The 13,860-nt window shown below is 66.6% G+C and carries 10 protein-coding genes; 2 read left to right on the forward strand and 8 right to left on the reverse strand.

Going from position 1 to position 13,860, the window contains the following annotated elements; all coding sequences use genetic code 11:
• Positions 1–78 precede the first annotated feature (78 nt).
• The 8 genes from AB3X89_RS08280 to AB3X89_RS08315 form a co-directional block, all read right to left on the reverse strand.
• Positions 79–1,878, reverse strand: coding sequence for an AMP-binding protein (locus AB3X89_RS08280; RefSeq protein WP_368582722.1), 1,800 nt, complete (start codon positions 1,876–1,878; stop codon positions 79–81).
• A gap of 36 nt (positions 1,879–1,914) precedes the next feature.
• Positions 1,915–3,216: an acetyl-CoA C-acetyltransferase gene (locus AB3X89_RS08285; protein ID WP_368582723.1), complete on the reverse strand. Its 1,302-nt coding sequence runs from the start codon at positions 3,214–3,216 to the stop codon at positions 1,915–1,917.
• 86 nt (positions 3,217–3,302) lie between these two features.
• The gene (locus AB3X89_RS08290) at positions 3,303–4,238 is read right to left on the reverse strand and encodes a MaoC family dehydratase (RefSeq protein WP_368582724.1); all 936 of its coding nucleotides are present in this window, start codon (positions 4,236–4,238) and stop codon (positions 3,303–3,305) included.
• A 14-nt stretch (positions 4,239–4,252) separates the two neighbouring features.
• Positions 4,253–5,653 (reverse strand): 3-oxoacyl-ACP reductase, encoded by a 1,401-nt coding sequence (locus AB3X89_RS08295; RefSeq protein WP_368582725.1) that lies wholly within the window; start codon positions 5,651–5,653, stop codon positions 4,253–4,255.
• A gap of 146 nt (positions 5,654–5,799) precedes the next feature.
• The gene (locus tag AB3X89_RS08300; RefSeq protein ID WP_368582726.1) at positions 5,800–8,298 is read right to left on the reverse strand and encodes an acyl-CoA dehydrogenase; all 2,499 of its coding nucleotides are present in this window, start codon (positions 8,296–8,298) and stop codon (positions 5,800–5,802) included.
• 126 nt (positions 8,299–8,424) lie between these two features.
• Positions 8,425–9,216 (reverse strand): TetR/AcrR family transcriptional regulator, encoded by a 792-nt coding sequence (locus AB3X89_RS08305; RefSeq protein ID WP_368582727.1) that lies wholly within the window; start codon positions 9,214–9,216, stop codon positions 8,425–8,427.
• Positions 9,217–9,498: 282 nt separating this feature from the next.
• A complete protein-coding gene (locus AB3X89_RS08310; protein WP_368582728.1) occupies positions 9,499–10,752 on the reverse strand; it encodes an MFS transporter in 1,254 nt (417 codons plus the stop codon).
• Positions 10,753–11,023: 271 nt separating this feature from the next.
• The gene (locus AB3X89_RS08315; RefSeq protein ID WP_368582729.1) at positions 11,024–11,959 is read right to left on the reverse strand and encodes a YihY/virulence factor BrkB family protein; all 936 of its coding nucleotides are present in this window, start codon (positions 11,957–11,959) and stop codon (positions 11,024–11,026) included.
• 168 nt (positions 11,960–12,127) lie between these two features.
• On the opposite strand from AB3X89_RS08315, the gene AB3X89_RS08320 reads away from it, so the two are divergent.
• Together AB3X89_RS08320 and AB3X89_RS08325 are read left to right on the forward strand one after the other, a co-directional pair.
• Positions 12,128–13,537: a 3-deoxy-D-arabino-heptulosonate 7-phosphate synthase gene (locus tag AB3X89_RS08320; RefSeq protein ID WP_368582730.1), complete on the forward strand. Its 1,410-nt coding sequence runs from the start codon at positions 12,128–12,130 to the stop codon at positions 13,535–13,537.
• 67 nt (positions 13,538–13,604) lie between these two features.
• Positions 13,605–13,850 (forward strand): hypothetical protein, encoded by a 246-nt coding sequence (locus tag AB3X89_RS08325; protein ID WP_368582731.1) that lies wholly within the window; start codon positions 13,605–13,607, stop codon positions 13,848–13,850.
• Positions 13,851–13,860 lie beyond the last annotated feature (10 nt).

Here is a 13,860-nt window from a genome sequence, read left to right on the forward strand (position 1 = left end):
CAAGGCAATAACGCAAGGCAACAAAGCTATAACGCAAGGCAACAAAGCTATAACGCATTGAAGCAATGCTTATTCCCGTCAGGCAGACTTCTGTTTCGCGAGTTCCTCGTCGCGCAATGCACGGCGCAGAATTTTGCCGACATTGGTTTGCGGCAACTCGTCGCGGAACTCGACGAGCTTCGGCACCTTGTAGCCGGTCAGATTCTTGCGGCAGTACGCGATCACCTGCTCGGCGGTCAGTGTCGGCGTGCGCCGCACGATGAACACCTTCACGCGCTCGCCCTGAGCGGGATCGGGCACGCCGATCGCGGCCACTTCGCGCACGTCCGGATGCGCGGCGATCACATCCTCGATTTCGTTCGGATACACGTTGAAGCCCGACACGAGGATCATGTCCTTCTTGCGATCGATCAGACGGATAAAGCCGCGCGAGTCCATCACGCCGATGTCGCCGGTCGCGAGCCAGCCGTCGTCGTCGATCACCTTCGCGGTTTCGTCGGGGCGGTTCCAGTAGCCCTTCATCACCTGCGGGCCCTTCACGCACAGCTCGCCCGCCTCGCCGATATTGGCCCAGCTGCCGTCGTCTTTCCTGAAGCGCACCTGCGTGGACGGCGCGGGCAGTCCGACCGAGCCCTCGAAGTCGCGCAGATTGGTCAGATCGACCGGATTCATCGACACGATCGGCGAGCACTCGGTCAGCCCGTAGCCCTCGACGATCGGCTTGCCCGTCACCGCCTTGAAGCGCTCCGCGACGCTCTTCTGCGTCGCCATGCCGCCCGCCATCGCGAGCTTCAGGTCCGAGAAATCGCGCCGGCAGAATTCCTCGTTGTCGAGGAACGCGTTATAGAGCGTGTTGACCGCGGTCATGCCGGTGAATTTTTCGTGACGCAGGATCATCATCACCCGCTTCATGTCGCGCGGATTCGCGATCAGGATGTTGCGCCCGCCGAGCCCCATGAAAATCAGCGCGTTCACGGTCAGCGAGTAGATGTGATAGAGCGGCAGCGGTGTGAGCACCGTTTCGCCTTCGCCGGACAGTTGCCCCGCGGCCCATGCCTTCGCCTGCAACAGATTGGCGATGATGTTCCGGTGCGTGAGCATCGCGCCTTTCGCGACGCCTGTCGTGCCGCCCGTGTACTGCAGGAACGCGATGTCTTCGTGGCTCGCGCGCACCGGCGTGTGCGGCCGCGCGTAACCGATCGAAAGCGCTTTCAGCAGCGGCACCGCCTGCGGCAGCTGGTAGGCGGGCACCATCTTTTTCACGTGACGCAGCATGAAATTGAGCAGGTGGCCCTTCAGGTTCACGCCGTCGGCGAGCAGATCGCCGAGGCCGGTCACGATCACGTTGCGCACCTGGGTGCCGGGCAACGCGTCTTCGAGCGTCTTCGCGAAGTTTTCGAACACGACGATCGTCTGCGCGCCGCTGTCCTTTAGCTGGTGCGCGAGTTCGCGCACCGTATAGAGCGGATTCACGTTGACGACCACGGCGCCCGCCTTGATCGTGCCGAACAGCGCGACCGGATACTGGAACGTGTTCGGCAGCATGATCGCGACGCGCTCGCCGGGCTCAACGCCGATGCTTTGCAGGTAGGCCGCGAACGCGCTCGCCTTGCGGGCCAGCTCGCCGTACGTCAGGCTCGCGCCGACGCTGACGTACGCGACGCGCTCGCGGAACTGCGCGGTGCATTCGTCGAAGAACTGGTCGATCGATTCGTATTGCGTGACGTCGATGTCGCGCGGCACGTCGTCCGGATAGGACGCGTACCAGATGCCGTCGGTGTTCGGTGCGGGGTTTGGCGCCGCGTTTGGCGCCGGGTTTGACACCTGAGTGCTGCCTGCATCCGGCACTTGCTGCGGCGCTTGGGTGGGCTCGATCATCGGTTGCCTCCTGATATGTTGGTATCCGCTGCCGCGCTAGCGCTCCAGAATCGCGACGACCCCCTGGCCGCCCGCCGCGCAGATCGAGATCAGCCCGCGTGCGCCACCAGCCGGTTTGTCGAGTTGCGCGAGCATCTTCGCGAGCGCGGCGACGATGCGTCCGCCCGTCGCCGCAAACGGATGGCCGGTCGCGAGCGAACCGCCGTTCACGTTGAGCTTCGTGCGATCGATCGACCCCAGCGCGCCGGCGAGGCCAAGCTGCGTACGGCAATATTCGTCATCCTGCCATGCCGCGAGCGTGCACAACACCTGGGCCGCGAACGCTTCGTGAATCTCATAGAAATCGAAGTCCTGCAACGCGAGGCCGGCGCGCGTGAGCATGCGCGGCACGGCGTAGGCGGGCGCCATCAGCAGGCCTTCCTGCCTGTCGAAAAAGTCGACGGCCGCGGTTTCCGACCAGCTCAGATACGCGAGCACCGGCAAGCCGCGCTCGGCCGCCCATGCTTCGCTTGCGAGCAGTACCGCGGATGCGCCGTCGGTCAGCGGCGTCGAGTTGCCCGCGGTCAGCGTGCCGGCGTCGCGGTCGAACACCGGCTTCAGATTCGACAGCTTTTCGAGCGACAGGTCGGCGCGCAGGTTGTTGTCGCGCGCGAGGCCTTTGTACGGCGTCATCAGATCGTTGACGAAGCCGCGCGCGTACGCATCGGCGAGCTTGCGATGGCTTTCGTAGGCGAGCACGTCCTGCGCCTCGCGCGAAATGTTCCAGCGCTTGGCCATCAGTTCGCAATGCTCGCCCATCGACAGCCCGGTGCGCGGCTCGACGTTGCGCGGCAACAGCGGCTTGAAGAACATGCCGGGCCGCAGCCTGCTGAGCGCGGCAACCCGTTGCCCGGTGCTCTTGCCGCGATTCGCTTCGAGCAGAATCTTGCGCATCCGCTCGTTGACGCCGATCGGCGCGTCGGAGGTGGTGTCGACGCCGCCCGCGATGCCCGCGTCGATCTGCCCGAGCGCGATCTTGTTGGCGACGAGGATCGCCGCTTCGAGGCCGGTGCCGCAGGCCTGCTGCACGTCGTAGGCGGGGGTTTCCTTCGCGAGCGTGGTGGACAGCACCGACTCGCGCGTCAGGTTGAAGTCGCGCGAATGCTTGATCACCGCGCCCGCCGCGACTTCGCCGAGACGCACGCCGTGCAGGTCGTAGCGATCGACGAGCCCTTGCAGCGTGAAGGTCAGCATGTCCTGATTCGATGCGCTCGCGTACGCGGTGTTCGAGCGCGCAAACGGAATCCGGTTGCCGCCGATGACGGCGACGCGGCGCACGGCGGGTTGCGGGTGGGACATGCTCGGCTCCTTTGGGTCGTGCCCGGATCATTGGTCGAAGCAATCGATGCAAACGATGCAAACGCTACGAACGGCGCGCTCGCGGCTCACAGCAGCCGCCACTGCATGCGCGCGCGCAAATGCGGCTTGACCCCGGCGATATCGCGCACCTCGAGATCGCGCTCGATCAGCGAAGGCGAGGCGCTCCACAGCGACGCTTCGCCGGGCAGCAGCATCGGCAGCTTGAACTCGGCGGCGAGCGTCGCTTCGGCGAGCGGCTTCGGCGGCTGCAGCGACGAAGCAGCGCGCGCGAGCGTCCACATGCCATGCGCGATCGCCCGCGGAAAGCCGAACGCCTTCGCCGACAGCGCGCTCAGGTGGATCGGGTTGTAGTCGCCGGACACGCTCGCATAGTCGCGGCCCAGTTGCGGCGCGAGCTGCCAGCGCGCGATCCGTTGCAGCGCGTCGGGGCCGAGCGCGAGCGCTTCGAGCGGATGACCGAGCGCTGGCACCGCGCGCTTCAGATAGATGCTGTCGCCGTCCCACACCGCCTCGCCGCGTCGATAGATGCGCGTATGCACGACGAATGCCTGGCCCTTGTCGTGGCGCAGCATCGCGCCAAATTCGACCTCGATGCGCAACAGATCCTTGTAGGCGAGCGGCCGGCGCAGCCGCACGTGATTGGCCAGATGCACGAGACCGAGCGCGGGCCACGGAAACGCGGGGTCGGTCAGCATCAGCAGATGCAGCGGAAACGCGAGCAGGTGCGGGTAAGTGAGCGGCACGCCGTGCTCGGGAATGAAGCCGCACACGCGCGCATAGCGCCACGCGGGGCCGGGCTCGAGCACGACGGCGGGGCGCACGAGCCGCAACGGCGGCAGCCGCGATTCGCGGCCTCGCTTGACGATGCCCGTCAGCGCGCGCCCGTAAAGTTTCGCCGGCGCGGGCAGCGTTTCGATGACGACGGTTTTCGGCCGCGCGCCGTCGCCGCCCGGCGCGGGCGCGAGGTGACGGCTGCCGAACGGATCGCGTGGTTCGTCCATAGCCATGCTCCGGTTCAGGCGCCGATCAGGCTTTGACCGCACACGCGCACGACCTGGCCCGTCACGCCGGCCGAGCCCGGATGCGCGAGCCACGCGATGGTCTGCGCGACGTCGACGGGCTGGCCGCCCTGGCTCATCGAGTTCATGCGGCGGCCGGCCTCGCGGAGCGCGAGCGGCATTTTCGCGGTCATCTGCGTTTCGATGAAGCCGGGCGCGACCGCGTTGATCGTGATGCCGCGCGCGCGCAGTTGCGGCGCCATGCTTTGCACCCGGCCGATCACGCCGGCCTTCGACGTCGCATAGTTGGTCTGGCCGGCATTGCCCGCGATGCCGCTGATCGACGACACCGCGACGATGCGCCCGCCATCGCGCAGGATGCCGCCCGCGAGCAGCGCGTCGTCGATGCGCTCCTGCGCGCCCAGATTGACGTCGATCACGCTTTGCCACGCGGCGTCGGTCATCCTCGAGATGGTCTTGTCCTTCGTGATGCCGGCGTTGTGCACGACGATGTCGACGCCGAGCTCATCGAGCGCCGCTGCGATCTGCGCGGGCGCTTCGGGCGCGGCGATGTCGAACGCGAGCGCGCTGCCGTTCAGCTGACGACCATCTCGAGGATGACCGACGCCGATCACATGCGCGCCCTCGGCCGCAAGCACGCTCGCAATCGCGGCGCCGATGCCGCGCGCGGCGCCCGTGACGAGCGCACGCCGCCCGGCGAGCGGCTGGCGCCAGTCGAACGCGGGCGCGCCGGGCGGTAGCGCTTCGTTGCGGCTGGCCGCGATCCGCACCACCTGACCCGACACATAGGCCGAACGCGGCGACAGGAAGAAACGCAGCGTCGCGTCGATGGCGCTTTCAGAGCCGTCCGCGACGTACACGAGATTCGCGGTGATGCCGCGCCGCGCTTCCTTGCCGAGCGAACGCACGAGCCCTTCGAGCGCGCGCTGCGCGGTCCACTGACGCGGGCTCGCGCAGGCCTCGGGCGGCCGCCCCAGCACGACGATGCGCCCACACTTGCCGAGCGAGCGCAGCGTGTCGTGGAAAAAGCCGTGCAATGGTTCGAGATGGCTGCTGTCGTCGATACCACTGGCGTCGAACAGCAGCGCGGCGAGCTTGCCGGGCGCACCGGCTTCGGCCGGCTCGAAGCGGCCGGTCATCAGGCCGTGTCGATTGGCGAGCGGCACCCACAGCCCGGCGCTTTCGTGCGCGACGCTCGTCATGCCGATGCTGGCGATCAGACTCGCGAGCGCGTCGAACAGGCGCGGCTCGCGGCCCGCGCCGATCGCGATCAGACCGTCGAATTCGGGCCGGTCCGCCCGGTAGCGCCGCAGCACCTCGGGCTTCGGCAGGCCGAGGGAGCGCGCGAGGCGGCCGCCGAACGGCGAGTTGACGAACTTCAGGTAGGAGTCGTTCATGTTATCGGTTGCTCCGCTGGACGCGCCGCGGGTAGCCCCAGCGATTTTTCAGGGCTGCCGGACGTGTGTCAGTGTGCCTTGAGTTGCGTGACTCGGGTACGGGTTGCCGCGCCGCATCGGTAGTTTTTTCTGCGTGAGCGCGCGCGTCAGGCCGCCAGATCCAGCGCCTTTTCGAGCGCCTGCTTGCGCTGTTGCAAGCTCGCGAGCAGGTCGAAGTCGGCCGGGAAATCGTCGACCTTGACGACCTGCGCGCCGTAGCGCGCGTAGTCGTCGAGCACCCGCCGCTCGTCGGCGTCGATGAGGCCCTGACGTTGCGCCGCATCGGTCCACGCGGCGAGCTGCGGCAGGCTTTGCGGCAGCGGTTCGAGCAGGCCCTGTTCGACCGCGTCGCGCAGCTTGTGCTCGATTAGCGTGAACCGTGGATTTAGCGCGAACGCGAGCTCGCCATAGCCGAGCGCGTCGACGTCGGGACGCGGCACGTACGAGTCGGCGACGAGCCGCTCGCGCGCGGCGCCGGGCGTCTGCATCAGTTCGGCGATCTCGCTGCCGAGCCGGTCCGACGGCTCGCGATGCGGCAGGCCGAACGGGAACGCGAGCAGCTGCACGAGCGTCGCGGCGAGCCGGTTCGGATAGTTCGCGAGCACGCCGTCGAGCGCGTGCTGCGCCTTGTACAGTGCATCCTCGACGCCCCAGCGCACGAGCGGCAGGTCGTCCTGCTGACGGCCTTCGTCCTCGAAACGCTTCAGCGTCGCCGAGATCAGGAACAGTTGCGACAGCACGTCGCCGAGGCGTGCCGAGATGCGTTCACGGCGCTTCAGATCGCCGCCGAGCACCAGCATCGACACGTCGGCGAGCAGCGCGAACACGGTCGACAGACGCGTCGCCGCGCGGTAGTACGGATGGAGCGGCGCGTACGCGCGGCGCGGCTTCGCGATCAGCGCGCCGCCGGTCAGCCCATACACGGTGCTGCGTAGCACGGTCGACAGCGTGAAATTCACGTGACCGAAGAAGGCCGCGTCGAATTCGCGCAAGGCCTTCGCGCGATCTGGCTCGCGCGTCGCGGTCATTTCCTTCAGCACGTACGGGTGGCAGCGGATCGCGCCCTGGCCGAAGATGATCAGGCAGCGCGTCAGAATGTTCGCGCCTTCGACGGTGATCGAGATCGGCATCTGCTGATACGCGCGCGCCAGAAAATTCGACGGCCCCATGCAAATGCCCTTGCCGGCGACGACGTCCATGCCGTCGTTGATGACCATGCGCGCGCGCTCGGTGATGTGATATTTGGCGATCGCCGAAATGACCGACGGCTTTTCGCCGAGATCGACCGCCTGCGCGGACAGGCGGCGCGCGGCGTCCATCACGTACAGGTTGCCGCCCATGCGGCCGAGCGCTTCCTGCACGCCCTCGAACTTGCCGACGGCGGTGCGGAACTGGCGGCGAATCGCGGCATACGCGCCGGTGCCGCGCACCGCGACCTTGGCCATCCCGACGTTCGACGACGGCAGCGAGATCGCGCGGCCCGCCGCCAGACACTCCATCAGCATGCGCCAGCCGTTGCCGACCTGCGCGCGTCCGCCGATCACCCAGTCGAGCGGAATGAACACGTCCTTGCCCGAGTTCGGGCCGTTCTGGAATACCGCGTTCAACGGCCAGTGACGGCGGCCGATGTTCACGCCAGGGTGGTTGGTCGGAATCAGCGCGCAGGTGATGCCGGGTTCGTCGTTCGCGCCGAGCAGATGGTCGGGATCGAGCGCGCGGAACGCGAGGCCGAGCACCGTCGCGATCGGCCCGAGCGTGATGTAGCGCTTGTCCCACGTGACGCGAAAGCCGAGCGTCTCGCGGCCTTCGTGCATGCCCTGGCAGACGATGCCGACATCGGGAATCGCGGCGGCGTCGGAACCGGCGTACGGGCTCGTCAGCGCGAAGCAGGGGATTTCCTCGCCGCGCGCGAGACGCGGCAGATAGTAGTTCTTCTGCGCGTCGGTGCCGTAGTGCATCAGCAGCTCGGCGGAGCCGAGCGAGTTCGGCACCATCACCGAGACGGCCGCGGCCGTGCAGCGCGTCGCGAGCTTCATGATCACCTGCGAATGCGCGTACGCGGAGAACTGTTTGCCGCCGTACTGCTTCGGAATGATCATGCCGAGAAAGCCGTGCTGCTTGATGAACTGCCACGTTTGCGGCGACAGGTCCTGCCAGACCATCGTGGTGTCCCAGTCGTTCGCGAGGTCGCACAACTGCTCGCATTCGACGTCGAGGAATGCCTGCTCTTCGGCGCTGAGCGCGGCCGGGCCGTAGCCGAGCAGCGTGTCCCAGTGCGGGCGGCCCGAGAACAGCTCGGCGTCCCACCACACCGTGCCGGCTTCGATCGCGTCGCGCTCGGTCGGCGACATCTCCGGCAGGATCTTGCGGAACGTGTCGAGCAGCGGTTTCGCGAGCCATGCGCGGCGCAGCGGCTTGATCGTCAGCACGAGGGCGGGGAGCACGAACACGATTGCGAGCAAGGCCGTCAGCAGCGGGCCAGCCGCGCCGCTCAGGTGCTCGGCCGCGACCCAGACCATCAGCGCCGCGAGCCGCCACGAGGCGCGCGCCTGCACGTAGACGAGAGCGAAGGCGGCGATGACGAGCGCCAGGATGAACCACGGCATGATGTTTCCTCCTCTGTCGTTGCTGCGTGCGAATGCGGCCCACGGGCGCGCACCGCTCGCGCTCTGCTGATTTTTTGGGTTGCCTTTTCTCTGGTGATGCAATCGCCGGGCCACCTGTGCGCCGCGCTACGCGTCACATGGCGCGGCGCACGCAGCCGCTTCGCCGCTGGTGTCTCGATGCGCATTAGCGAACGTGCCGACCGCGCCATCGTCGTCGGTCGCATCGCCGAGTACCGCCGCGAATGCGGCCAGTTGCGTGCCGTCGAGCAGCGGCGCCTTCAGCGCGGCGACGATCAGCGACGCGAGGCGCGCGATCAGTTGCAGATCGTTCATCGGCTTGCCTTGCGAGAACTCGCCAATCAGGCTGTCGGTATCGGTGCCGGCGAGCACCCCCGACAGCGCGCCGATCGCGAAGTGCAGCCGCCAGCCGAGCTCCTCGCGCGGCAGATGCGGCAGCGCGCGCTGGAACGCGTCGAAGAAGCGCATCGCCACCGACTCGTAATGCGCGTTCAGAAAGTCGCGGACAAACGACGACGGATCGGTATACGCACGCCCGAGCAGGCGCAGAAACGCTTTGCCGCCGACACGCGGATCGCGCGACAGACGCAGAGCCGGAATGAACATCGCGCCGAGCACGTGCTCGCAGGTCAGGCGCGCGCCGAGCATCGCGTCGAAGCGGTCGATGAGCTTCACGCGCTCCTCGTTCAGCGGATCGAGCCGGCGCGACAGCATCGAATGAATCAGCGATTCCTTGTGGCCGAAGTGATAGTTGACCGCCGCGAGATTGACATCGGCGCGCGACGTGATCTGGCGCAGCGACAGCGCTTCATAACCGCATTCGATGAACAGCGTCTCCGCGGCGTCGAGAATGCGTGACTTCGTATCGCCGACATGCCGGCCCGTGGTGCGAACTGCCATGCTGCGTCTCCCAGTTGCCGGTGCTGCCGGCTCGCAAACACGCGATTCAAATCGGTATTTGAAACAATCGTTTTTTGCAGGATAAAAAAGGAGGGACGGTGCGAGCAAGGAGCGGGCTCGACTAACTCCTCTAGAAGAGCTGACGAAAGTCGTGCTTGCGAAGCGCGACTCGTGATACCGGCCGCGCCGGAAATGAAAAGGCCGTTCCGGGCGAACCGGAACGGCCTCGTCTTGCGTTGCGACTTGATGCGCGCCTGGCGTTGATGCGAACGCCCGAAGCGGTTAAATGCGCTGTCCTCGTACCGCGCCGCCCGCCGATCCCGCGCCGACGATCTCACGCGCGGACTGCGTCATGTCGATGCCGCGGCGCTCGCGGCTGAACGGAATCAGCGCGCAGATCACGATCGCGACGATGCCGATTACGACCGCCATCACGAGCGCGTAGTTGTTGTCGTGCATCTCGGCGATCTTCGATTGCATCGGACCGTTGACGGAGGCGATCAGATTGCCCAGCTGGTACACGAGCCCGGGGAAGGTCGCGCGGATTTCATCGGGCGAGATTTCGTTCAGGTGCACCGGAATCACGCCCCACGCGCCTTGCACCGAGATCTGCATCAGGAACGCGCCGAGCGCAAGCAGAAACGGCGTGGTGGAGAACGCCCACACCGGCAGCACCGGCAGCGCGATCAGCGCGGCGATGAAGATCGCGCGCTTGCGGCCGATCTTCTCCGATGCCCAGCCGAAGAACAGGCCCCCGCAGATCGCGCCGATGTTCAGGACGATCGTGATCCACGACACCGTGTGCGGATCGAACTTGAGCTGGACGCGCAGGAAAGTCGGATACAGATCCTGCGAGCCGTGCGAGAAGAAGTTGAACGCGGTCATCAGGACGATCGCGTAGATCGACAGGCCGATGTTCTGCTTGAGCGTCGCGACGAGGCCCGGACGCACCTTCTTTTCGAGCGTCTGGAACGCGGGCGACTCCGGCACGTGCGCGCGAATGTACAGCACGAGCAGCGCCGGCAGCACGCCGACGAAGAACATGCCGCGCCAGCCGATGTATTGAAAGAACACGCCGAACACGATCGACGCGAGCAGATAGCCGCTCGGATAACCGGCCTGCAGCAGACCCGAGACGATGCCGCGCGATTTCGGCGGCACGGTTTCCATGGTCAGCGCGCCGCCGACACCCCATTCGCCGCCCATCGCGATACCGAACAGCGCGCGCAGCACGAGCAGCGTCATCAGGTTGGGCGACAGACCGGACAGCAGTTCGAGCAACGAGAAGCACCCGATGTTGATCATCAGCGTCGGACGGCGGCCGTATTTGTCGGCAAGCCAGCCGAAAATCAATGCGCCGAGCGGGCGCATCATCAGGGTCAGCATGATCGCGACCGCGACCGACGGAATGTCCGTATTGAATTCCTGCGCGATATCTTTCAATACGAACACCATCAGAAAGAAATCGAATGCGTCGAGCGTCCAGCCTAGATAGGCGGCGATCGTGACGTTTCTCTGTTCCCGAGTCCAGCTCATTGATTGTCCTCCTGAGTATTCGCAAATCCGCGTTTGATCGCGGCCGGAAACGCAGCCCTTGCGCCTCATGGCAAGCGCTTGCCGGCGAGTGTACGCCGGGCATTAAGCGTTTGCGTGGTTGAAGCCGTTTTTCTCCGTGTTAATGCGCACAGCAATTTTCGTGCTGAATTCGTCATGCATGTTTAATGTCGGGTAAATGTAATTGTCGGTTTATCCGGGCGCGTTTTTGTAATATCTATCGGGATTTTCCGGGCGCCGTTTTTTATCGAGTTTATGGCAATGGCGTTTTGTGCGCGGAACGGTCTCCTGCTTGCCGAAGCCCGGGATGAGCGCGAGAGGCTGCAACCCGGCACAACGACGCGGCGACTTCCGCGCCGAACAGAAACACCGCCGCGCAGAAGTACAACCACATCATCAGCACCGCGAGCGAGCCGGCCGCGCCGAACACGCCTGCCGTGCCCGCATGCACGAGGTAGAAGCTGAACAGATGCCGGCCGGCCGTGAACAGCAGGCTCGCGACGGTGCCGCCCACGAGCGCGGGCCGCAACGGCACCGCCGCGTCGGGCAGCCACTTGATCAGCGCGCCGAGCCCGACGGCCAGAATGACGAAACCGAGTAACGATTGCAGCACATCGGCAACGATGCCCAGCGCCGAATTGCCGAACAGCGCACCGCCGAGGGTCTGAATCGCCGCGTCGACGACGAGCGACACGACCAGCAGAAAGCTGAGCCCGATCAGCAGACCGATCGACACGAGCCGCGCGCGCACCAGCAGCGCCAGCCCGGCGATGCCCTTGCGCGGGTGGGCGGCAAAGACGATGTCGAGCGCGGTATTCAACGATGAGAACGTGGCCGACGCGCCGACCAGCAGCAGCGCGATCGAAAACGCCGCGGCGACGCCGCTGCCGCCCGCATAGTGCGCATGGGCGACGATATCCTGCATCGCGTGCGCCGCGTCGTTGCCCACCAACTGCCGCGCCTGCTCGAAAAGCCGTCCCTGCGCGGCATCGCGGCCGAAGATCCAGCCGATGACCGCGAGCACGAGCAGCAGCGTGGGCGCCAGCGAGAACGCCGAATAGAACGCGATGCTCGCGCCGAGCATCGCGCATCGGTCCGACAGGAAACGGCCTGCGGCGTCGCTCGCGACGTTGAACGTGTGGCGCCAGCGAGCGGGTCGCGCTGCGGTTTTCGGTTGCGGTGCTGACATGCTGTCCTCGGCTTGCGGCAGCGCGCGAACGCTCGCCTCGCGCTGCCGCGACGATAAAGTGGCTGCGTCGAGCGCTGATGCAGCACGACGCGCGCCAGCCGCGAGCGGCCCGCGCGCCGCGCCGAACCTTCATGTAAAGTTATTTCGCCAACTTATCGACATATCGCTATGTCCGTGACGCCATCGCCTTCGTTGCTCGACGAGATGCTCGACGCCGTCGTGCGCCGCTATCGCCTGCCGGCGCTCGCGGCCGTCTGCGCGCCGACGCCGCAAGCGAGTCCCGCCACCGTGCTCGCGCTCGCGATCGAGCAGGCTCGCGAGGCGAGCGCGCGCGGCGAAGCGCCGGATGCGGCGAACCAGCGCTTCTTCGTCGAGGCGCTGGCGCGCATGATCCGCGAGGCGCTGCGCGAGGACGCCGGCGACCCGGTGTTCCAGGCGATGCTGCTACGGCATCGCAGCGCGGTGGTGCGCGAGTACGCGTCGCTGGCCGCGCACGCGAGCGTCGATCGCCGGCTGATCTACGCGGCCGTCAATGCGATCGCACATCCGGCCAAACAGCAGCGGCTGCTCCCCGGTCCGCAACGCGACGCGCTGGCGCGTCTGCACGCGCTCGCGGCCGCCGAAGCGTGGCCCGAACTGGCCGACGCCGTGCAAACTTGCATCGATACGCCGCAAATCGCGCACGACGCGGCGCTGCAACGCGGCCTCGCGCAATTGCTGCAGAGTGCTGCGTTGCAGCGCTTACGGCGCCTTGACGCGCTGACGTCCGACGAGCGCGTGCGCCACTACCAGACGCTGTGGGATCGCCAGGGGCCGCGCCCGGGAAGCTCGACCGCGGTCGCGCGAGGCTTGAATTCGAAGCAGCGCGGCGCCGCGGTCGAAGCGTTGGCCGCCGATGCACTCGACGCGCTCGCGCAGCGCCTCAATGACGCCCAGGGAGCGGTCGCCACCTACCGTGTCGTGAACTCGATGCGCGTGCCGGCCGCGATACCCGCGAGCCACGAGCGCGCCAAAACCGAATGGGATGTGGTGCTGCTGCGCCAGGCCCAGCCCCCGGCCGACGCCGCGGCGTGGGACGTATGCCTGCTCGTCGAAGCGAAGGCATCGGTCGACGCGGCCACCACCGATCTGCCGCGGCTCGTGCGCGGACTGACGCTGCTGGCGCACGCGGAACCGCACACCGTCTACTCGTTTCGCACGCAGCAGGGGACGGTGCATTTGAGCGGCGCGTCGCTTGCCGCGCTGACGGGCGACGCAACCGGTCTTCGCAGTACCGTGCTCTATTGCTGTGACGTTCCCGTCGAAGCGGCGCCGCGCGTGCTGAGTCCCGCGAGCCGGATGCAACTGCTGTCGGCCCAGGCCAGCCTCGATTTCGCGGGCGCGCTGGCGGACGGACGCGACGCCGACTGCGCGGATCTCGAACCGGTGTGGCATCAGTTGCTCGAATCGCCGCGATGGCGGACGGTGCTCGACCAGTACGCGACGCTGCGCGAGGTTCGGGAACTAATGGTTCATCCGGACGACTTGCGGGCCGCGGTCGGCATCGCGGACGCAAGACGGTTGAGCGCGGCGCGCTAGGCCTCTGATGAAGCGGTGGCGCGCGCGTTGCTCGTGGGATAGATCTTCGAGCAAAAAGGAGTGGCTGATGGAAACACTGTCGAAGCGACTGTCGGACACGCAGGTGCAGGTTGCCAGCAAGATCTACGAATTTCGCTCGCCGCAGGAGGCGGACCGTTTCGTGGAATGTCTGCGAGGCGGCAATGCGAGCCGCTGCGTCGCGGACGTTCCGCCCGAGACCGCAACCGATGCTTATCCGCCGGGGACCCGCAAGGGGTCGGGCGCGGGCATCACGATCGGGCCGCCGCCAGGCGGGCTCGATAGCGACGAGTAACGCGGTTGCG

Origin of the sequence: Paraburkholderia sp. BR14320, assembly GCF_040948665.1 — a bacterium.
Classification (GTDB): Bacteria; Pseudomonadota; Gammaproteobacteria; order Burkholderiales; family Burkholderiaceae; genus Paraburkholderia; species Paraburkholderia youngii.

Bases quoted from the DNA above. Each gene is read 5' to 3' on its own strand.
- AB3X89_RS08295 (WP_368582725.1), bottom strand. From the start codon at position 5,653: ATGAACGACTCCTACCTGAAGTTCGTCAACTCGCCGTTCGGCGGCCGC.
- AB3X89_RS08280 (WP_368582722.1), bottom strand. From the start codon at position 1,878: ATGATCGAGCCCACCCAAGCGCCGCAGCAAGTGCCGGATGCAGGCAGC.
- AB3X89_RS08325 (WP_368582731.1), top strand. From the start codon at position 13,605: ATGGAAACACTGTCGAAGCGACTGTCGGACACGCAGGTGCAGGTTGCC.
- AB3X89_RS08320 (WP_368582730.1), top strand. From the start codon at position 12,128: ATGTCCGTGACGCCATCGCCTTCGTTGCTCGACGAGATGCTCGACGCC.
- AB3X89_RS08310 (WP_368582728.1), bottom strand. From the start codon at position 10,752: ATGAGCTGGACTCGGGAACAGAGAAACGTCACGATCGCCGCCTATCTA.
- AB3X89_RS08300 (WP_368582726.1), bottom strand. From the start codon at position 8,298: ATGCCGTGGTTCATCCTGGCGCTCGTCATCGCCGCCTTCGCTCTCGTC.
- AB3X89_RS08290 (WP_368582724.1), bottom strand. From the start codon at position 4,238: ATGGACGAACCACGCGATCCGTTCGGCAGCCGTCACCTCGCGCCCGCG.
- AB3X89_RS08305 (WP_368582727.1), bottom strand. From the start codon at position 9,216: ATGGCAGTTCGCACCACGGGCCGGCATGTCGGCGATACGAAGTCACGC.
- AB3X89_RS08285 (WP_368582723.1), bottom strand. From the start codon at position 3,216: ATGTCCCACCCGCAACCCGCCGTGCGCCGCGTCGCCGTCATCGGCGGC.
- AB3X89_RS08315 (WP_368582729.1), bottom strand. From the start codon at position 11,959: ATGTCAGCACCGCAACCGAAAACCGCAGCGCGACCCGCTCGCTGGCGC.